Genomic DNA, 20,932 nt, shown 5'->3' with positions numbered 1-20,932 from the left:
TCCGTGCACCACCAACCGCCTCGAGGGCGGAATCAACGCGCCGATCAAACGCATGCTCGTCAATCACCGCGGCCTTCCCGGACGACACCGCGTCCTCGCGTGCGAATGGGCATGCTACATGAAGAGCGCCAAGCCGGACCCCTACCGCTTCGCCATACCGGATGACACGACACCACCCGCCCACGCCGAAACAGACGAAACCCCCGGCGGAGACGCCCCGGAACCCGGCACCTCAATCGAATGGACAGACCTGCACATGCCCGTCTTCAACACCTGAACGAGAAGTCTAAAGCAATAACTTTGGTTCCTATATGCCGACATCTACCCCTTCGGGGAAATAGATACCTTTGCAGTCGTCATAATCTTTTTGGTTGGTAATGTGGTATTCGACTCTCATACTTTTCTCTCTATGTATCAATCTGAAATTATAGGACCGACATGTATTGATATATATTCATTGCTGCATTATTGATAATTTGGAATCTGATTATACCTTTCTTGCTCCCTGACTAAGTTGTTTTCGTATTTCGCTGTGTCTACAATCATCCGCATGGATTCAGATAAGTTCTGCTTCGCTGCCAACAGTCTCGTCAGGATCAGTGCCGAGGAGGAATCTGCGCTAAACAAACGCGACGGTATTGTCCCGTGGGATGATGCAAAAGCGGCGTGGGTAAACGCGAGATTCAAATACGCGCTCGAGCATGGGACTGATTTCAATCAGTTCGAGGCTGGTGAAGAATATGATCGGCTTCATGCCCAGGGCAAGGTTTAGGGGCTGGTCGTCTGTGGTCGCTTGAGCGCCGTCGCGTTCTGTTTCCGGCTGGTAGTTGTGCCACTTTGCAGATGGTATGTGACTCGGGGGTAACTTGACGTGAGGCGGGCGAGTAGAAGGCATTAAGAGAAAAAGCGGACTGCCGTGATGCCGACAGTCCGCCCCGAAACGCCCCGGCCGAACCGAAAGCGTGTCTACGTTCTGGAAACGACAATACACCCGTTACTAACAGTGCTCAAATGCACTGTGGTATGGGTCTGCGTAATCACCATATGCTTAGTCCAGGCTGGTTTTTCCCATCACGTGTGTTCGCGTATTGCATGCGCATATTTGGAAAGTCCCACAGCGGCTCAGTATCGGCTTGTTATTGGCATTGCGTAGCTGTAACGGCACGTTGTATAGTCGGGGTGCCGCATGGACTGCATCCATCCGCGAAGACAAAGCCATTGTCTTTGCCTGCGCGTGAACATTGGGTTATCGCTTAGCGAGGATACGGGTTTTCATACTTATGCCATGCTATGATTTGATGAACTATATTCTAGGATCCGATAGTGGAGAGGGTGGTGAACATGCAGTCGAAAGATGTCGCCGCATGGCTGATTTCGCATCATGGCAATGATGCTGAGCTGTCCAATCTGGTACTGAACAAGCTGTGTTTCTATGCCCAAGTCGAATCGTTGAAGCGCGATGGGTTGGCGCTGTTCAGTGACGCTATCGAAGCTTGGGAGTACGGGCCGGTATGTCCAAACGTGTACCACGAATACGAGAGGTACGGCAGGCAGCCTGTTCGACAATATCTGGGCGAACCGCCAAGTCTTACAGATCGTGAGCAGTCCGTTCTTGAGACATTGTGGCGTGATTACGGTTGGCTTTCGGGATATGATCTCGTTCGTCTGTCGCATCAGCCGGGAGGTGCATGGTCAAAGGCATATCGGAAAGATATGGATGTCCGGATTGACGATGATTTGATTCTGCATTCTGCGGATATCAAGGGCTTTGATCCTGAGTTCACACTGGTTGGGGCAATTAAGCATGTCACCACAAAATATAAGAACACGTTACGATTGTTGGAGAACACGTGACTGCCGGTTCTCGGGGGTATGCTCCGATTTCCATGAGTGATGAGGCAATTTCCATGTTGGTCTCATCACTCATGGATATCCACCGGGAAGTAGTAAAAGAGCGCGGATTCAGCTTAGGGGCACGGATTCCCGATGCCGTGCGTACCCAAATTGAAGGCAGAATAGAGTCGGTTATTCTCTCGTCTTTCGGTGATCATTTTGGAACTAAACCCGCTGATCGGTTCAGCGCTATTTTTGAGCAAATGGCTCATTTTGCCTACCACATGGCCAAAGGGCACATTTTTGCAGATGGCAATAAACGAACGACGATGGTCTCGTGCTTCTCAATATTGAAATCTGAACATATTGAGACAACAACGCAAGATGCTGTTGAGACACGAGAGAACGAGGTATATATATACATACAACAGCTAGTCACTGGGGAAACAGGAGAGAAGGATTTCAGTGACTTCCTGCGTACGCATTCGCAGAAAATGGCGTCAACGGAGGAATTCAAGAGAGAGTGATGCGGTTGGGGCCATCATCAAGAATCAGGAGGGTCCGCCAGTTAATTTCCTGTACGCTTGCGTGTTATGTTGATATACGGCTCTGGTGTCGCACGGTGACTTGGTAATGTCACTCCCGGGGACTTTCACTGCAGGTATCTGGCTTGCGGTGTGAGCGTGGTGTCGCACAGCGGGCAGATAACTTCCGTAGTGAGGACATATCGTCGGTTATCTTGCCGAAGTGCGACTGCTGCATCGCACTGTGGGCCGATAGCGACAATTGGTAGGCCATCCCAATCGTAATCTCGCCGCGCTGTGACCGCAGAGTTGCACGCCAGCGCCGATGCCCCGTCCACCGTTTCTGCCAGTATCGACCACAGCATGTCTATCACAGGATTGAATCTGTCACATATCACCTACACGTACCTCGGGGCGCCGGAACCGATTTTCGAAGACGTTACCGTCACGTTTGCGCCCGGCTGGACCGCCGTGCTTGGCGACAACGGCATCGGCAAATCCACACTCATGCACATCGCACGCGGCGCGCTCACACCGGAACGCGGGCAAGTCAGCCCGTCCGGCGCGGTTATCGCCTTCTGCCCGCAGGATGTCGCCGTCGTGCCGGCCAATCTGGATGATTTTGCCGGCGACTGGAGCCCGGAAACCATAGCAATCCGCGACACGCTCGGCATCGCGGACGACCGGCCATACCGGTACGACACGCTCTCGGGCGGCGAACGCAAACGGTTGCAAATCGCGTGTGCGCTCGCCCTGCAGCCTGACGTACTGATCCTCGACGAGCCGACCAACCACGTCGACGCGCCGACACGCGATACCATCGCGCGGGCCATGCTTGATTTCACTGGGCAGGGCGGTGGTGCCGACTCGCCTGCATCCGTGCCTGCCGCGCTTCCAGCACCACGACGTGGACGCGTCGGTATCGTCGTCAGTCACGACATTGAACTCATCGACCAGGTCGCCATGCGGTGCGCCTGCTTCGAACGCCGTCATATCGGACACAACAACGTGACTCAGGTCATCGTGCGTCCCGGCAACTACACGGCCGCATTCGCCGACGCGCAAACCCAGCAGGCGGGCGAACAGCGGGCGCTCGAACAGGCGCACAAGGAAGCCGCGCGATTGCAACGCGAAAGCGCATCCCGCAGGCATGAGGCGGCGCTCGCAGCGACATCATGGCGGGCGAACCGCAGCATCGACCGCAAAGACCATGATGCACGCAACGCCGCCAAACTCGCCAAAATGACCAGTGTCGACGGCTCCGCCGGCTCAGCGCAGGCGCGCCTCGACGCCCGGGTTGAGGCCGCACGGCAGACGGCGGACTCCATCACGGTCGCCGCGAAACGCTACGACGGGGACCTGACCGCATTCGCCAGCATCGAACCCAGCCATGCGATGGAACTCGTCCGCCTAGACGCGGGTGTTATTCCGTTCGGGGAAGCGGCAGTGCAGGTTTTGGCGCAATCTAGCGACCGTGTTATTGGTGTAAGCGGTAAGAGCGGCAATGCGGCGGAATCTGCAAGGTCAAGGAAACCGACTGATATCAAGCAATCGGCGGGTATAACAGAATCAGCGTCGGATATCCCCGTGACCGCACACGCCTGGCACACCCCGGACGGCGTGCAAATTCCGATGCTCAGCGTCGGCCCGAACGACCATATCGGCATCATCGGGCCGAACGGCGCCGGCAAAACAACCATCCTCAACGCGCTGCTCGCACGACTCGACACACAGCCATTCGACGTGCCGCGGCTCGTCATCGCGCAGAACACCTCAAGCGACGACGCGCACGCCGCGCTCGACCAGCTTGCGCAACTCACTTCTGCCGACCGTGGCGACGTGCTCTCAGCCATGGCCCAGCTCAACGCCGACCCCGACCGCATCCTCGCCGCCACCAGCGAACCCTCGCCGGGTGAACTGCGAAAACTGCTCCTGTGCCTCGGCGTCACGCGTCACCCGCATCTGATTATCATGGACGAACCGACCAACCACCTCGACCTGCACTCCAGGCAGGCGCTCGCCCGGGCGCTCGCCGCGTACCGTGGGGCGGTCATCGTCGTCAGCCACGACATGCCGTTCCTGCGCGAGGCGGTCACCCAGCTGTGGCAGGTGCACGCGTAGGTGAGTAACGGGGCCGCGGTGGTTGGTAGGTGATGGGCGCGTGGGGCGTCCATCGACTCCGTCGGTATGTTCAGTGTGTGAGGATTGGCTGACAGAGTGACGGCTAGGCGAGACTGGATTAGGGATTTGCGGGACGTCGAGGGCCGGTGTGTGAGGATTGGCTCACACACCGGCCGGTCCGATGGTTGGATTTGGCTGATTCCATCGCGTCGACCGTCTTCGTGTGAGGATTGGCTCACACAGTCGGGGTGTCGCATGGCGGCGAGATCATTTGACGGGTGGAGTCTGCGGGGGCGGATGGTCTCGCTGTGGTGTAACTGCTGTGTCGCACAGGGGCTTGGTAGCACGGTACTTCGTTTATCTGCGGTACTTCCGGCGAGCATCTCGCCTTTCTGTAGTACCTCCCGGAGCGCATCTGCTCTATCTGTGTTCATGAAAGTCGATATCGCGAGTATCGGCCGCGAAATATCAACGATGCTACTTGCGATATCAGGCGATGACGCACACAAATAGATGAGATAGCTTTGAGCAGGTACTACAGATACCGCAGATGGCGGTGCGTGCGTGCGGTATTCCGTTGTATCAGTCCGGTGCATGCAGGCAGGAGCCGACGGGGCAGCGGTTTTGGCCCGGTCGCTGTTGTATCCGCTTGCTTACGCTTCCCGCTGCACGCGGAAGGAGATGGCGACACAAGCACCAACAGCCAGCGCCAACACCAGCAGAATGATGAAATCGATACGGCTGCCGCTCACGGTCGCAGAACTTACAGGCATACGCAGGGTCTGCGCGGCGATCACCGCACTCATGACCGCGGTACCAAGTGACCCGGCGAACTGCTGCATCATCGAGAACAGGGAGTTCTGGTCGGATTTTTGCCTAGGCGCGACATATTTACTTGCGTCGGACATCGTGATGCCGAATCCGATATTGAAACCGATTCTGAGCAGCGTATAGAAGATGCCGGTCAGCACAACGGTCAGCGATTCGGCGAACCCCGTGAGCAATCCCAACGCCAGTACCATGAGCGTGATGCTGACGGTGATCGGCCGGCGCAAACCGGAACGGTCGTAGGCCTGTCCGGCGAAGGGCGCGGCAATCGAACCGATCAGCGAACCCGGCAGCAGCATAAGACCCGCTGTCATCGCGGAATCGCCGAGCACATCCTGCACGTAAAGCGGGAACACAATCGAAATGCCGATATTGATGAACTGCATGCCGAAATACGAGAACAGACGCAGTCTCACCATTCGGTTGTCCAGAATCGAATAATCGAACAGCCTGCGCGCGCCATGACGGGCATGCCACACCATGACGGCGATCAACGCCAGGACGACGAGCAGACCGATCCAGAACCGCGGGGACAGCCAGCCGCCCCGTCCGGCCTCGTTGAATGCGACAAGCAATCCCAAGAACACGCAGGACAAGACCGTGAGCCCGATGACGTCAAAGCGTTGGCCGGCAACACCCGGCGCCGTACCGTGGACGCTGAACGAGCCGGCGATGCCGATGCATACGAGCAGGGGGAGGACGCCTACGAAAATCGCTCGCCAAGACCATACGCTGGTCATAATGCCGCCATACGAGGGTCCGAGCGCCGGCGCCAAGGAGATGATTACGGCGGCGAATCCGGTGTACACGCCGAGCTTGCGTACGGGTACTTGGGTGAAAATCGTCTGGAACATCAGGGGTGTGGCGATGCCTGTGGCGATTGCCTGGAGCATGCGCCCGAACAGCAGCAGGGCGAATCCGGGGGCAACCAGGCAGATGAGCGAGCCGATGATGCTCGTGGCGAGCGCGAAGAAGAACAGTGCGCGGGGATTGAAGCGTTTGAGCAAGTATGCGGTGCTGCCCATGACGATAGTCACCAGCAGCAGATACCCGGTGGTGAGCCATTGTACGGTGGTCAGTGGTACATGCATGCTGCGGATGAGCACCGGGAAGTCCACGGTCATCGAGGTTTCGGTGAGGATTCCGACGAAGGAGAGCATGCCGATGGACGCGATGGCCGCGCGCGTGCGCCAGGGGACGGGGGAGTCGGCTGCCGGGCTCTCGGTGGCGGCGGATGGTTGGTGTCGTATGCTGTCGGTCATGATGCTTCTTGCTGTTGTTGTCGCCTGCTTGATGGCTCGGTTGTCCCGCGGGGCCGTGGATGGTGGGCTTTCCGACTGATTCGGGTGTTGCCCGCGTGACACGCATCGCATGCAGGCGGTGTGGATGGTAAGGATCTTCGTCGCCGATCCCATGGGGTATGTCAATCACCTCATCCAGCGAGCAAGACGCTCATACTCTACGCTTCGGGGGTGGACGCGGACGGGAGCGTTCGGCGGACGCCGGCGGATATCGATGAACGCTGGGTAGGCGAAAAATACGCTTTTCCCATAAAAGTCTTGTGCAATCCGTGGCATGCCGGTTATTGTCGGTACGTGATGAAACGAGAACCAAGCGCGAATCCTGCACCCGGCATGCGTCCGGAAACGTTGCCACAACCGGATCGGACGGCTGCGGGTCGGCCGGAACACGGTACCGCCCACGTCCGCGAGTGGACGTTGGAGGAATGCCCGGTAGGGCAGGATATGCGGGTCACCGGCGTACGCATGGATGAACGGCATATGCTGCGCATGCTGGAACTCGGCATCAGGGCGGGCGGCTTGGTGCGTGTCACCCAGCGGTCGAATTTCGGTGGACGCGTCATCGCCATCGGCACGGGCAGAATCGCCATTGATGCGTCCACCGCCCAATCCATCACCGTCCGGGCAGCGGAACCCAACACGCATGGAGAACAATCATGAGCGCGGATATCAAGCCTGAAGAATCGACGAATACCGCCGGATGCGCCGCGTATTGCGGGCATGGCGACGGCGAATCCAAACCTGCTTCTACCGGGGATACCGGGCATGGCGGGCATTGCGGGCATTGCGGGCATGCTCAGCACGGCGGACAGCATGACGGACAGCGCTGCGGACACGACGACATGGTGTCGATGCCGACGGCGCCTACCCGCGGGCGGCTCGAACGGCTGTTCGACGCCATCCGATTCGGCCGCGCGCCTAGTGCCGACGCAGATGCGGACTGCCACCACGGCTCCGGCGGCGGGCATACGTTGACTGGCGAAACCGCACGACGCGTGGTCTTTGTCGGCAACCCCAACGTCGGTAAATCCACACTGTTCAACGCGCTGCTGGGTGCTGGCGCGCGTGTGATGAACGCGCCGGGCACCACGGTGCTTGTTGAGCGCGGGCGGCTTGACATGACCGGCAAACCAGGCATTCCCGAATCTTCCGCGGGCATCTGGGATGTCATCGACACGCCTGGCACGTTCTCGCTGCTGCCGCAGTCGCCGGATGAGCGGGTCGCCGCGCAAGCCGCCGCGGGGATCGACGGCATGCCGGCGCCGGATGCGCTGGTGGCCGTACTGGATGCCACGAATCTGGTGCGTTCTCTGTATTTCCTGGCGGGCGTGCTTGAACTCGGCCGTCCTGTTGTGGTGGCGTTGTCCATGAACGATCTGGCCCGCCGTCAAGGCGACGAAATCGATCCGCAAACGTTGTCACAGGCGCTTGACGGCGTGCCGGTGATCGCGATTGATCCGCGTACCGGCGAGGGAACCGATTCGCTTATGCGTACGGTTTCCGACAGTTTCGAGGGGACCCCGCTGCCGCGCGGTTTGCAGCTGATGCACGCCGGCAATGACGAAGAGCTTGCAACCATGGTTCGTGAGGGCGCCGACCGCCGCTTCGACTGGGCTGCCGGCATCATCCACCGGCTCGGTCTGGACCATGCCGGGCGGGAGACGGTGTCCGACCGTATCGACCGCGTCCTGCTCAACCCGTGGCTGGGTGTGCCGGTGTTCCTTGCGGTCATGTATCTGGTGTTCCAGGCGACCACCACGCTCGCCGGCCCGATGCAAGACTGGTTTGACGTGACCGTGCGCGGGTGGCTGACCGACGGGATTGACGCGGTTATGTCGCCGTTCGGTCCGGGTGCCACGAGCGGCTGGGTGCACGGGCTGATTGTGGACGGTCTGCTCGATGGCGTCATCACCGTGGCTACGTTCATTCCGCCGATGGGCATCATGTTCATCATGCTGTCCCTGTTGGAGGATTGCGGGTATCTGGCGCGTGCCGCGTTCGTCATGGACCGTCTGATGCGCGCCCTGGGGCTTGACGGGCGTGCGTTCCTGCCGATTGTCGTCGGTTTCGGCTGCAATCTGCCGGGACTTGCGGCCACCCGTACGCTCACTGATTCACGGCAGCGCGTTATGGTCGGCATGCTGATACCGTTCGCCTCATGTTCTGCGCGACTATCCGTGTATCTCGTGCTCGCGTACGCGTTCTTCCGCTCCACGGCGGGCTTGGTCGTCTTCCTCATGTATGTCATCTCGATTGTGCTGATTCTGGCGATTGGCGTGCTGCTGCGGCACACTGTATTCCGCGATTTGAAGCCTGAACCGTTTGCCATGGTGCTGCCGCCCTACCAGTGGCCGAAAGCCGTGGCACTGGTCCGGTCCGTGCTCATCCGGCTGTGGGGCTTCCTGCGCGGGGCGAGCTCGATCATCATCAGCGTGATCATTGTGCTGTGGCTGCTCGCCTCCGTTCCGGCTACGGCGGGTGCGGGGAGCTTCGGAAACGTCGAGGATGTGCATGATTCGGCCTACGGTGTGGTCGCCGACGCAGTGGCGCCGGTGTTCGCGCCCGCCGGATTCGACGACTGGCATGCCTCGGCTGCCTTGCTCACCGGGTTCGTCGCCAAGGAGGTAGTGGTTGGCTCGATGTCCCAGTCCTACAGCATCTCCGGCACGGACGACCAATCCGAACAGCAGCAGGGGCAGGGTGCGCTCGGCAGCAAACTGCGCGAATCCTTCGATGAATCCTCAGGCGGACATGGGCGCGCCGCGGCGATCGCGTTCCTGTTGTTCGTGCTCGCCTACACGCCATGTCTGGCGACGGTGGCCGAGTTGAAACGCCAGTTCGGCGGGCGTGTCGCCGCCGGCAGTATCGCGCTGGGGCTGGTGGTAGCGTACGTGCTTGCGGTGGTCGCATTCCAACTGCTCAGGCTGGTGATGTGAATGGGTGCCGTCATGGATACTGCCGCCAATGCTACGGATGTGGTTCGCCACACGCCTACAGGGGTTCGTGGCCGAGTCGCTGCGATGCTTCGGCAAGGGCTTGATATCGCCGCATGCGCGCGCGTGCTCGGTATGCCGGTGGATTTCGTGCGGCAGGTCGCCGAAAGCCTGGAGGCTGAAGGTGCGATCGATTTGGTCACATGGCGCGGCTCGCACGGCTGCGCCACCGGCGGCTGCGACCCGGACCCGGATTCCCCGCTATGCGCAGGCTGTCCACTCAAACCAATCAAGCCACGTCGCCGCACGCCTGCCCAAGAAGCGCAACCTCCCCGGCGTCCGGGGCTGTGGCATCGGGCGATACGCCGGGACTGAACGCCTCCGCCCTGCCGGAGTGTCCTGCGTCGACCGCCATGCGATGTCGGACTACAGTGGTGAGGTCGAAAGGAGCGGCCATGAAGGATATCGCCCAGACGGTAAGCCGAAGAACCCATGCCTGCGTCGACTGGCTGAGCAAACCGAGGGCCATGCCACGTTGGGACGCCTACGACATGGTCTACCTGTTCGCCATCGCCGGCACGGTCGGCACGGTATACGAGGAAGCGCTCATCGGCCTGACACACGGCGTGTTCGAGAACCGCAGCGGGTCGATCATCACGACTGTCAACTGGGTGTACGGGCTGGGCGCGGTCATCATGTTCCTCGCCCTGCGACGTGCCGACCGGCCATGGCAGTACATCGTCTACGGGTCGCTGCTCGGCGGGGCCGTGGAATTCACCTTGAGCCTGATCCAGCAGTATCTGCTGGGCACGCGCTCATGGGACTATTCCGGCAAATTCCTCAACATCGGCGGCCGTACGACCGTCCCCTACATGCTGGTATGGGGATTGCTGTGCATGGCCTGCATGTGCTGGCTGTTCCCGCCGGTCCTCAGGCTCGTCCACCGCATCCCCGGGCGTGCACGGTGCAGTATCGCGGTGGCGCTCGCCGTGATCATGTTGGTCGACCTGTCGCTCATGGTGCCTGCGATTATCCGCTATGGGCAGCGCGCGCACGGCGTCTACTTCGACAACCCGTACTGCCATTGGGTGGACCGCGTGTTCAACGATACGTTCATGCACTCGCGATACCCGAATATGCAGGTGGGCTAATCCCCGTCCTTCGGTAACGGCGACGGTGATATCGGCTGATCGCGAAGGTAATCGCGCAGGACGACCGCGTTGTTGTGCTCGTTGTCTTTGGCGCCATACAGGAGCGTGACGCGGGGGTGGTCGGAGATGAGCCCGCGCAGACGGCTGACCGCTTCGGGGTTGGTGTCGAGCTCGGCGCGGTAGCGTGCCGCGAACTCGTCGAACCGTTCGGGGATGTGCCCGAACCAGGTGCGCAGATTCTTGGACGGGGCGATGTCCTTGAGCCACACGTCCACGCGCGCGCTTTGCTTGGACCTGCCGCGCGGCCACAGCCGGTCGACCAGCACGCGCAACCCGTCGTCCGCTGAGGGCTCCTCATACACGCGTCGAATGCGTATCTCGGTGTCCATATGTGGTTCCGAATTGTGGACATCACCGTCGTGTTGCGGCGCGGAGGATGGTGGTATGGCCGATTCCCGCGGAGCTTGTGCGGCGGTGCTGTCGCCTGCAACCGTTTGCATCGGCTGGGCAGCGTCCAACGGCACGGCTTTCTTGTTCAACGGGCTGCTCGACACATACGGGTTGCCCATGATGATCAGGCGTCTTGGCCGGTGGGCCGCCTTGCTGATACCGATGCGGGGCGTGCAGCCAATCCGCTCGCCTTCCCGAAGCGATGCCCGCACCAGCCGCAGCGGCGGCATGCGCAGATTATGGCCGTACAAGGATGTATCAATGGCGAGCGCCTGACAGAGCTCCGCCGGCCCGTTGGTCAGTTCGACGCCGCTGCGTCCGCCGCGCAGCTGCTGCATATGCTCGATGCCTTCGACCGGTTCGCCCGCGCGGATGAGCACGCCGCATCCGAAGCCGTCCGCGCCGGCGGTCACGTTCACGCAGTAGTGCATGCCGTACGTGAAATACACGTAGGCGTGGCCTGCCGGCCCGAACATCGCGCGGTTGCGTTCGCTGCGCCCGTGATACGTGTGGCTTGCCGGGTCGTTCTGGTCGTAGGCCTCCGTTTCCACGATGCGGACAGCGCTATGGGTGCCGTCGGGCCAGTCGCGTACCAGCAGGCAGCCGAGCAGTCCGACGGCCGCATGGTCGGCGCCCTGGGTGAGCAATTCCATGGGGAATGCGTTCCCGTTGCCGTTCTCGTCGTCGATTTCGTCGCAGATCCGTGCCATGCTGCTTCCTTTCGTCCGGCGCGTACGGGTCGGCTGCCACCATCGTCATCCTTGATATGGACGGCAACTGACAGGCTCGCGAACCCTCGCCTAATTTCCCCGTGTTCGGCGTGTCGGCATGACACAATGGAATCATGAACGATACGAACGACACCGCCTTGAACGTCAGGCACTTGGTCAAACGCTACGGGGACATGCTCGCGCTTGACGGTTTCGACCTTCAGGTGCGCCGAGGCGAGATTTTCGGGCTGCTCGGACCGAACGGCTCTGGCAAGACCACGGCGATCAGCTGCGTTCTGGGATTGCTGGATTTCGAGGCGGGCGACATCCGTGTGCTGGGCGAGCAGATGACCCCGTCCGCATATGAGCTTCGCCGCCGGATTGGCATTGTGCCCCAGGAGGTCGCCGTATTCGCTGAGCTTAGCGTCGAGGAAAACATCGATTACTTCTGCTCCCTGTATGTCAAGGACCGCAAGCGTCGCAAGCAGCTGGTTGACGAGGCAATCGGGTTCGTCGGGCTCACGGAATTCAGGCGCTACCGGCCGAAGAAACTCTCTGGAGGTCTGCTTCGCCGGCTCAACATAGCCTGTGGGATTGCCCACCGGCCGGAACTCATCTTCTTCGACGAGCCGACCGTGGCCGTAGACCCGCAAAGCCGCAACGCGATTCTCGAAGGCATCAAACGCCTCAACCGCGAGGGCGCGACCGTCGTTTACACCAGCCACTACATGGAGGAGGTCGAACTGATCTGCGACCGCATCCTGATTATGGACCACGGCCGGCATTTGGCGCTCGGTACTGCGGACGAGCTCAAAGCCCAGATCGCCACCGGCGAGCGTATCACCATCGAGGCCGCCGGTCTGGGCGGGAGCGTGCCAGCAGGGATCCGTAACCTTCCGTTCGTCCTCGAAGTGAAAGCGAGTGACGATACGCTGGACATCCGTTGCAAGCATGGCGAACACAATCTGGTCGACGTGCTTGACGTGCTGCGGCGTGGGAACATCCGTCCCGGGCGCGTCACCTCACAGCCGCCGACACTCAACGATGTGTTCCTTGAGCTGACTGGCACAGCGTTGCGCGACTAGGGGGTCGTCATGTGGCATACCTTCATCATGGAGCTGAAAAGCTCACTGCGCACACCCGCCGTCCTGTTCTGGATGATTGCGTTCCCTGTCATCCTTGCCACGCTCATCCAAGGCGTATTCGGCACCATCGCATCCGGCGACGTCACCCTCGAGCCGGCACCCGTGGCCGTGGTCTCAGACACGGCTTGGAACACCAGCCGTGGCGCGAACACGTTCGTCAACGCGTTCTCGGCGTCAGCAAGTGAATCGTCAACATCTTCGGGCTCATCGACCGTCACCGGCAAGAACAGTGCTATCGCACTGTTCAAGCGGATCGACGCCGCAAACGTGGCCGAAGCCACAACGCTCCTGCGTCAAGGCAAGGTGCTCGCCTACCTGTCAATGCAGGATTCCGGTGATTTGAGACTCACGCTCTCGCAGAGAGCCGCCACGGATATCGCCCAGACCAAGTCCGGTGGCTCCGATGGGCAGGCATGGTCACTGATCACCCTCGGCACGCTGGTCGAACAGTACAACGAACGTTCGCGCATTGTCACACAGGCAATCGAGCAGGCGGCCGCCAATGACCCGTCGAAACTGACGGACAGCGCGTGGATCGCCGCTCTGGCGGGAGCAAACCTTGAAGAGATCACCCGACAGGCATCCGGCATCAGGCATGCCGACGGCATGGTGCGCTACCATGTCGCAATCCTCGCGATGAGCATCCTTATGGCCATGACCATGACCTGCAACATGCTCAGCGCCCTGCAAGCCAATCTCTCGCCTTTGGGAGCGAGGGTCAGCGTATCCCCGTTGTCGCGTCTCGCGCGCATCGGCGCGGTCATGCTGTCCTCATGGCTGGCGACCTTCCTGTGCATGCTCATCGTCTACGCGTATATGCGCGTGGTCTTGGGCGTGTCTTTCCCCGGCAGGGAAGGGCTCGCAATCCTCGCCATTGCAATCGGCTCCGGCATGGCCAATTGTCTTGGTCTGGCGCTCGGTGCAATCCCGGTCATCTCGCTCGGTGCGAAAAGCGGTATCAGTGTCGCCTTCTCCCTGGTCCTGTCGATTTTCACCGGACTGTACGGCAACATGGCCTTCGCGGACAGTGTGCAACGCGCCGTGCCGGGTTTGCAATACCTCAACCCCGCCAAACAGGTGACCAACCTGTTCTACGACCTGCTGTATTACGACAGTCTCGCCCCATTCGCCCGCACTGTAGGAGTGCTCGCCGCCATGTCGGCGATCGCGCTGGGGGCGGCCGCATTCGAACTGAAGAAGGTGAGCTATGACCACCTGTAAAGCAGCATGGCTGGTTCTGCGCGCAAACATGTTCCAACTACTGATCTACCTGCTGGCGACCGGGGTCATGGCCGCCATGCTCGGTATCGGCATCGGACTCGCCTCCGACGGCGACGACCAGACCAGCGCCTATGAGCCGCCTACAGCATCCTTGGCGATCATCGACCGTGACAGCGCCGGCGGTCACGCCACAGGCGCCGCACTGCGTTCGTATCTCTCGTTCTCGGCAGACATCGTTGACATCGAGGACACTACGCAGGCCATCCAAGATGCCATCGCCACGGACTATGTTGATGTGATCGTCATCGTCCCGCAAGGCTATACGGCATCGTTCACCAAGGCGGCACGAACGCAGGGCGCTCTGCCCACGCTGAGCCTGGCGGGCTCAGGAAACAGCACTGATTCCACCGGTTCTACAGCGGCGCGGATGCTCACCATCCAAATCAACGGGTTCCTCGGATCACTGAAATCATCCATGCTTGCCGACCAAGACGCATCGCTCGCCCAAGCAGCCGCCACCGTGGCCAAGGCGCGCACGGAAAGCGGCCAGTCCGTCCAAGTGGCTGCGGCTGCCCCAAGCCACGCGCATGGCTCGTCAGCCGCGGGAAGTCTCACTCCGAGCGGCCGGGTCTTCGCCACGACACTAGCCACCATGCTGTATCCGCTGATGCTCAACATCGCGTTCATCGTGATCGTCATCATCACCGCGTTCAACAAGCCGACCACCATGTGCAGGGTCGGCGTGTCAGCCGAACCCGGCCATGCCATCTGGGCACAGGTGTTGCTCGTCTGCTGCGGCGCATCAGCCGTGGTATGGCTGTGCTGCATCGGTGTCGCCATCGCCTGCTCCGCAGTCTGCCAGGGCGGCCTTGCCGGCATCGGGTGGCGGCCATTGTTGTTCTCGCTTATCGGCACGTTCGTATTCTCCTTGACGGTCAGTGCACTGGGGTTCCTCATCGGCCAATGCCGGGTTTCCACCGCCGCGATGAACGGCATCGTCAACACCGTGACGCTCGCCTCCGCGTTCCTGTCCGGCGCGTGGCTGCCGCAATGGCTCATGCCCTCATCGTTGCAAGCGTTTGCACGCCTACTGCCCGGCTGGTGGTACGTGGACGGCGTGTATGAAGCGTTCGGCGGGCAAGGCAGTGCGATGACCGGTACGCCCGACATCGGCAGGTGGGCTGCCGCAACCGGTCTCATGGCATTGTTCGCGCTCGCGTTCATCGCGGCGGGCCTGGCTGTCTCGCGGCTCGCCACAAGACGAAAGTGAGCATGAGACGACCATGGTCCCAAGACGCGATACTATTGGCCGCATGAGCACACCGACACCATCGTTTGCCCTGCTGCCGATCCGCACGGCAACCGTGCAGGATCTTGACGCTCTTGACCGGCTTGAACAGGCATGCTTCCCGCCGGCGGAAGCGGCCAGTCGCGCGTCAATCAGCCGCCGGCTCGCCGTGTTCCCCGACCATTTCTGGCTGTTGGAAGCCCAACACGGCCCTGACGGTGGCACACTGCCCGTGAGCTTCGTCAACGGCATGGTCACCGACGAGCCGCATCTGCTCGACGAGATGTACGACGATGCCGGCATGCACGACCCGCAAGGCGCGTGGCAGATGATCTTCGGCGTGGACACTCACCCGGATTACCGACGTCACGGCTATGCGGGACGCGTGTTGTGCCACGCGATTGAAACCGCACGAGAGCAAGGCCGTCGCGGAGTGGTCCTCACCTGCAAAGACCGGCTCGTGCAGTTCTATGCGGACTTCGGTTTCCAAGACGAAGGGATGTCCACATCCACACACGGGGGAGTGCCCTGGCATGAGATGCGCCTGACCTTCTGAGCTGCGGTCCTGCCCGCGACCGGCCGACAGGTAACCGGCGGCAACACCGCGCACCACAATCAAACAGCACCGACACCACCACAACAGACCACGCACGATTGCTAATTACTAATCATTAATCATCCTCTGTCAAGAAGCCAGAAAGCCAAGGAACCGATGACATTGCCCAAAGTCGCATTCATCTGCACCCACAACTCTTGCCGCAGCCAGATTGCCGAAGCGTTGGGCAGGGCGTTCGCCGCAGACGCGTTCGAATCATATTCCGCCGGCACCACCATCAAATCCGAAATCAACCCGGACGCCGTGCGGCTCATGCGCAGCCTGTACGGCATCGACATGCCGGCGGGCGGACAGCATCCTAAGACACTCGACCAGCTGCCGCCGATCGATGTCGTGGTCACCATGGGTTGCGGTGTCGCCTGTCCGGTGCTACCCGCCGGCTCGCGTGAAGACTGGGGGCTCGAAGACCCGACTGGCAAGGATGACGCCGCCTTCACCGCCACAATCCGTGAAATCGAACGCGATATCCGTAATCTGCGCAGTCGGCTGCTGCAACACGAGGCCTGACGTCAGCATCCGCCGAACCGCAAACCTCAGCCGCCGGCATACAGCCTTGAGCCTTGAGCCTCGAGTCTCCATCGGCATGGCTGTCGGCGGCATCGGCAATCATCGCAAGGCTTGTCTTGAGATTGTCTTCGATGCTGCGGGTCATGCCCATTTGTGCCAGCGCGATTTTCATGCCGGTATCGTATCGGCTGCGATGCGGCTGCGACAACACCCGTCTCACACGGTGAGGCGTCCACACTAGACTCGGCGGTATGGCATTAACGGGCGGAACACGGGATTTCGTGCAGGAGATTGCGCGGTTTGCGCTACAGCGGCTGCATACTCAACCCCGCCCGGGCGGGCGTGTACCGGGAAGCCTGGTTTTCGACCACCCGGCGACCGGCAGGAGATACGCCATGCTGATCGGCGGGCATGATCTCGTCGTGCGCTGCGAGCCTGCGCATATCGCGTCGTTGCTCACCCTTCCGGGGTTTGGGCCGACCGTCAAGGCCGACCATGACACGTGGATGTTCATCAAACTTGATGGGACGGTTGATCTGCCAACCATGGTCGACTATCTGACGTCATCCTACGCGATGGCATCCCTGCCCGCAGAAGATGTCGACGTGCAAGCGACCCGATTCTCTGCGCCCGAAACGAAAATGAACCCTATAGCGACGCTTGAAGACCCATCGCAGCAATCCGCCTTGACGGATGATGCCGCCTCGACGCGGGTGCGAATGCATGACACGGTATACACTGACACGCCCATCCCCATAAAACCCGCCGCATCGGGCGCTCCCGCATCGGACATGACCGTTGCATCCGGCGTTTTCGGGCATGTCGAGGATGCCGGTAGCCAGCCTGCCGGCGCTCACCGCCGTCCGTGCATCCAGCCCGGCGGCTACGAACCGTATCCCGATTCCGCAGATACCGGAACGGTCTACGGGCGCAACGACTCCATCGCATCCGAAGCAACCCAGCCCGCGCATCCGAACCAGCCCGCGAGGCGAGCCATACCACGGCCGTACCGCGACCAGCCCATCATCATGCCCGAGGAATCAGACCTCGCCGCGCGCCCGTCTCGCCCAGTGCGCCTTCTGCGCCCGGCCCGCCCTACTACCACGCGGCAAAGCAACTCCCGGCAAAGCATCCTACCCGCCCGCCTACGCCGCATGAGAGCCATCCGCGCCCACTACACTTTCCGCGACGTGACGCTCGGCCGCGCCCTCGACTTCTACCTGCAAGGCGCATCCGTGGCCGACTACCGCGACGACTACGACTGGCACGGCATCTTCCGCTGGCAGCACCCCACTTACCGGGATATGGACAACCACCAGCTGCGCGGATATTTCGCCTGGCGCACCCGGTTCCTTGACCGCACCGACCAGGCAGACCACCCTGACCGGTCCAGAATCGACGGCGACGCCGGCCCCACGCCACGCGAACGCGACTGGTACGACACGTGCATGGCGTTCTCCAAAGTCCGCGCCTACGAAATCATCTGCGGCATCGAACCCGACGCCGACCAAGGCTTCCGCCAACTCGCCCGCATCGCCCACAGCTACGCCTGGCAGGACCGACGCTACGCGGAAACCATCGACATGTGGATTCGCGACTACCTCATCGACCGCAACCTCACCGAATACATCAGCGAGGACACCTTCCCAGTCATCGCCTACGACGAGATGATCGACACCGTGATGCACCCCGAGTCCGCCAGCGACGAAGACTACCTCAATGCGGCAATGCACCTGTCCGGATACCACTTGGACACCTCGGCATTCGTCAAACGCCACGCCGACATCGTGCGCTACTCCCTGCGCCGCATCTGCATCGCCATCGACGAACACTTGAAAACCCGCGCCTCCAGCCTCGCCAACACCTGCTTCGGCACACTGCCGCAAGAAAGCACATCCCTGTTTTGGGATGCGATCTACCTTGACACGCAACGCTACCAGCCGCAACCCGACTACGGGCTCATGCGCCTGACCAGACATGAACCGCAAACCGTCACCATCGACCCCATCCGCTACTACCAGTGGACCCCGGAGGACGGCTGGCACCTGCACGCCTACAACCTGAACGGCTCCATAAATCGCACATTCGGCGACATCACCCGCGAAATCGACCGACAAATGCGCCTGCACCACCACTTCGGCCACCCCATGAAGGCGCCTGCGCCAGGCAGCCTCGCCGCAAGCCTGACACCGGTCATCGCCCGGACAATCGAGACCATCGAACACGAATGCGAAGAAGCCGCCCGACCACATATCACCATCGACATGCAGGCGCTCGCCAGCATCCGCCACGACGCCGACCTCACCCGGGACGCGCTCATCGTCGACGACCAAGACACACCGACCGAACCGACACCGGAAAACCGCATGAAACCGCCAGAAAAACAGGCATCCGCAATGCAGCAGGCTGAACAGGCGGAACATCCAGCAACCGAGAAAACGCCTGTGCCCGTGCCCGTTCCCGAGTCCATACCGACACCGGCTCCCGCCGTGACTCCAGCAGACGAACCGGCAATGTCCCCGGCTCCCACACCGGCTCCCGCACCCGTGCACAAGCCGGTACCGAAAGACGACACCACGGACCCCGAACGCTTCCTTGTTCGCTCACTGCTCAACGGCGAACCATACGAGGACGAGCTGCGCCACCGGCACGAAAGCCTGAGTATGCTGGTAGACCGGATCAACGAACGCATGATGGACGAGATCGGCGACACCGTCATCGAATTCGACGGCGACCGGCCCGTTATCATCGAAGACTACGAAGACGACCTGCGGCAATGGCTGGCACGCTAGCCGCACGCCACCATACCAACGTGAAGGACGCGCACATGGACCATACCGAATCGGCAGCCAACACCCCTGGCAGTGCGGAAGCAGGGCAGACTACGTCACGCCGACAAGTTCCCAAACGCATCGCCGGAGTCATCATCAACTCCCTCAAAGGCGGCGTCGTACCCCGCATCGGCCTGCCCTACATCACCGTCGGCCGCCGCCGCGAAATCGAAGCCATCCTCCACGACGTCGACATCATCGAAGGCGGGGGAGCAGCATTCCGCTTCATCGAAGGCCGATACGGCAGCGGCAAAAGCTTCCTCCTACAAGCCGTCCGCACCCACGTCATGGACCGCGGCTTCGTCGTGGTCGACGCCGACCTCTCCCCGGAACGCCGCCTACAAGGCACCAAAGGGCAAGGCCTGGCCACCTACCGTGAACTCATGCGCAACATGTCCACCAAAACACGGCCGGAAGGCGGGGCGCTCCCGCTCATCCTCGACCGGTGGATCGCCACCGTACAAACTGACACCGCCACGGCGCCCGCCGGCGAAACCGGTGCTATGCCCGGCCCTGACGACCCTGAATTCGCAGCCCGCGTTGACCAAACCATCGCCGAGACCATCGCATCCATGCAGGACATGGTCCACGGCTTCGATTTCGCGCGCCTGCTGACCATGTACTACCATGCCAGCCAGCAAGGCGATGATGAGACCGTGGGGCGCGTGCTCAAATGGTTCCGCGGCGAATACGCGACCAAGACCGAGGCGCGCGGCGAGCTGGGCGTCGGCGTCATCATCGGCGACGACAACTGGTACGACTATCTCAAGTTGTTTGCCGATTTCCTCGTCAAGGCCGGTTATCGCGGGCTGATTGTCATGATTGATGAACTGGTCAACATCTACAAAATCCCGAACGCCATCAGTCGGCAGAACAACTACGAGAAGATGCTCACCATGTACAACGACACCATGCAGGGCAAGGCGCATCACTTGGGCATTATCATGTGCGGCACCCCGCAGTGCGTGGAGGACCGGCATCGCGGCATCTACAGTTATGAGGCGCTACGCAGCCGGCTCGCCGACGGGCGGTTTTCCAAGGAAGGGTCACGCGACCTGTTGGCCCCGGTTATTCACCTTGACCCGCTGGGACCTGAGGAGATGCTCGTGCTCGCTGGCAAACTCGCCGATATCCACGCCCGGCTCTACGGGTATGAGCCGGTATTGGGCGATGACGACCTCGCGATGTTCGTACGCGTGGAATATGAGCGGGTTGGAGCGGATTCGCATATTACGCCGCGCGAGGTAATTCGTGATTTCATTGAGCTGTTGGATATCCTCTACCAGCATCCCGACAAGAAACCCGCCGATTTGCTGGCATCCGACGAATTCTCCTACGCGCAGGGCGACCCGTCCGACGGAATGAGCCCGCAGGCGGGCGGACAGTACGCCCAGTTCACGATCTGAGCTTCTCACACCTTGGCAAGGCTGGTGTGCAACTGATATGGAGAACAGATATACAGCAGGTTGTCGT

General features: G+C 61.0%; 17 protein-coding genes and 2 pseudogenes. 16 read left to right on the top strand and 3 right to left on the bottom strand.

Annotated elements, in window-relative coordinates:
* From K315_RS10950 to K315_RS0107150, 5 genes and pseudogenes are all read left to right on the top strand, one after another.
* Positions 1–277, top strand: a pseudogene (locus K315_RS10950) (IS256 family transposase); the annotation flags it as partial.
* 273 nt (positions 278–550) lie between these two features.
* Positions 551–772 carry a hypothetical protein gene (locus tag K315_RS0107165; protein ID WP_152571424.1) on the top strand — a complete coding sequence of 74 codons (222 nt, stop codon included), beginning with the start codon at positions 551–553 and terminating at the stop codon, positions 770–772.
* Positions 773–1,341: 569 nt separating this feature from the next.
* Positions 1,342–1,854 (top strand): Panacea domain-containing protein, encoded by a 513-nt coding sequence (locus tag K315_RS0107160; RefSeq protein WP_029576834.1) that lies wholly within the window; start codon positions 1,342–1,344, stop codon positions 1,852–1,854.
* Positions 1,851–2,360 carry a Fic family protein gene (locus tag K315_RS09660; protein WP_081666426.1) on the top strand — a complete coding sequence of 170 codons (510 nt, stop codon included), beginning with the start codon at positions 1,851–1,853 and terminating at the stop codon, positions 2,358–2,360. Before K315_RS0107160 ends, K315_RS09660 begins: the two co-directional genes overlap by 4 nt.
* A gap of 360 nt (positions 2,361–2,720) precedes the next feature.
* On the top strand, positions 2,721–4,478 hold the full coding sequence (locus K315_RS0107150; protein ID WP_029576832.1) for an ATP-binding cassette domain-containing protein: 1,758 nt from the start codon (positions 2,721–2,723) through the stop codon (positions 4,476–4,478).
* Between the two features lie 653 nt (positions 4,479–5,131).
* On the opposite strand, the gene K315_RS0107145 is transcribed toward K315_RS0107150, so the two are convergent.
* Positions 5,132–6,568: an MFS transporter gene (locus tag K315_RS0107145; protein WP_029576831.1), complete on the bottom strand. Its 1,437-nt coding sequence runs from the start codon at positions 6,566–6,568 to the stop codon at positions 5,132–5,134.
* 336 nt (positions 6,569–6,904) lie between these two features.
* Here K315_RS0107145 and K315_RS0107140 point away from each other — a divergent pair, with 336 nt between their 5' ends.
* From K315_RS0107140 to K315_RS10035, 4 genes are all read left to right on the top strand, one after another.
* Positions 6,905–7,267 (top strand): FeoA family protein, encoded by a 363-nt coding sequence (locus K315_RS0107140; protein WP_238556499.1) that lies wholly within the window; start codon positions 6,905–6,907, stop codon positions 7,265–7,267.
* A complete protein-coding gene (gene feoB / locus K315_RS0107135; RefSeq protein ID WP_029576829.1) occupies positions 7,264–9,543 on the top strand; it encodes a ferrous iron transport protein B in 2,280 nt (759 codons plus the stop codon). The genes K315_RS0107140 and feoB overlap by 4 nt, the downstream gene beginning before the upstream one ends.
* Positions 9,544–9,915, top strand: a complete 372-nt coding sequence (locus tag K315_RS10510) for a hypothetical protein (protein WP_029576828.1) — start codon at positions 9,544–9,546, stop codon at positions 9,913–9,915.
* A gap of 80 nt (positions 9,916–9,995) precedes the next feature.
* On the top strand, positions 9,996–10,691 hold the full coding sequence (locus K315_RS10035; RefSeq protein ID WP_052316566.1) for a putative ABC transporter permease: 696 nt from the start codon (positions 9,996–9,998) through the stop codon (positions 10,689–10,691).
* On the opposite strand, the gene K315_RS10230 is transcribed toward K315_RS10035, so the two are convergent.
* Both K315_RS10230 and K315_RS09645 read right to left on the bottom strand, forming a co-directional pair.
* Complete coding sequence (locus K315_RS10230) at positions 10,688–11,080, bottom strand: DUF488 domain-containing protein (protein ID WP_029576827.1); 393 nt, start codon at positions 11,078–11,080, stop codon at positions 10,688–10,690. The genes K315_RS10035 and K315_RS10230 overlap by 4 nt on opposite strands.
* 165 nt (positions 11,081–11,245) lie before the next feature.
* Positions 11,246–11,794 (bottom strand): annotated as a pseudogene (locus K315_RS09645) (DNA-3-methyladenine glycosylase); the annotation flags it as partial.
* A gap of 191 nt (positions 11,795–11,985) precedes the next feature.
* On the opposite strand from K315_RS09645, the gene K315_RS0107110 reads away from it, so the two are divergent.
* The 7 genes from K315_RS0107110 to K315_RS0107080 all read left to right on the top strand — a co-directional run bounded on the left by K315_RS0107110 (position 11,986) and on the right by K315_RS0107080 (position 20,865).
* Complete coding sequence (locus K315_RS0107110) at positions 11,986–12,936, top strand: ABC transporter ATP-binding protein (protein WP_029576825.1); 951 nt, start codon at positions 11,986–11,988, stop codon at positions 12,934–12,936.
* 9 nt (positions 12,937–12,945) lie between these two features.
* The gene (locus tag K315_RS0107105) at positions 12,946–14,217 is read left to right on the top strand and encodes an ABC transporter permease (protein ID WP_029576824.1); all 1,272 of its coding nucleotides are present in this window, start codon (positions 12,946–12,948) and stop codon (positions 14,215–14,217) included.
* Complete coding sequence (locus tag K315_RS0107100) at positions 14,204–15,487, top strand: ABC transporter permease (protein WP_029576823.1); 1,284 nt, start codon at positions 14,204–14,206, stop codon at positions 15,485–15,487. Before K315_RS0107105 ends, K315_RS0107100 begins: the two co-directional genes overlap by 14 nt.
* 43 nt (positions 15,488–15,530) lie before the next feature.
* Complete coding sequence (locus K315_RS0107095) at positions 15,531–16,061, top strand: GNAT family N-acetyltransferase (protein WP_202962330.1); 531 nt, start codon at positions 15,531–15,533, stop codon at positions 16,059–16,061.
* 156 nt (positions 16,062–16,217) lie between these two features.
* On the top strand, positions 16,218–16,628 hold the full coding sequence (locus tag K315_RS0107090) for an arsenate reductase ArsC (protein ID WP_029576821.1): 411 nt from the start codon (positions 16,218–16,220) through the stop codon (positions 16,626–16,628).
* A 251-nt stretch (positions 16,629–16,879) separates the two neighbouring features.
* Positions 16,880–19,420, top strand: a complete 2,541-nt coding sequence (locus K315_RS0107085; RefSeq protein WP_081666423.1) for a TerB N-terminal domain-containing protein — start codon at positions 16,880–16,882, stop codon at positions 19,418–19,420.
* A 35-nt stretch (positions 19,421–19,455) separates the two neighbouring features.
* Entirely contained in the window at positions 19,456–20,865 is a 1,410-nt protein-coding gene (locus K315_RS0107080) for an ATP-binding protein (RefSeq protein ID WP_202962329.1), read from the top strand.
* The last annotated feature ends 67 nt before the right edge of the window (positions 20,866–20,932 follow it).

This window comes from Bifidobacterium thermacidophilum subsp. thermacidophilum DSM 15837, assembly GCF_000426425.1.
Taxonomy (GTDB): domain Bacteria; phylum Actinomycetota; class Actinomycetes; order Actinomycetales; family Bifidobacteriaceae; genus Bifidobacterium; species Bifidobacterium thermacidophilum.
Note: the sequence above shows the minus strand (reverse complement) of the source record. Positions and strands in the feature narration are given on the sequence as shown.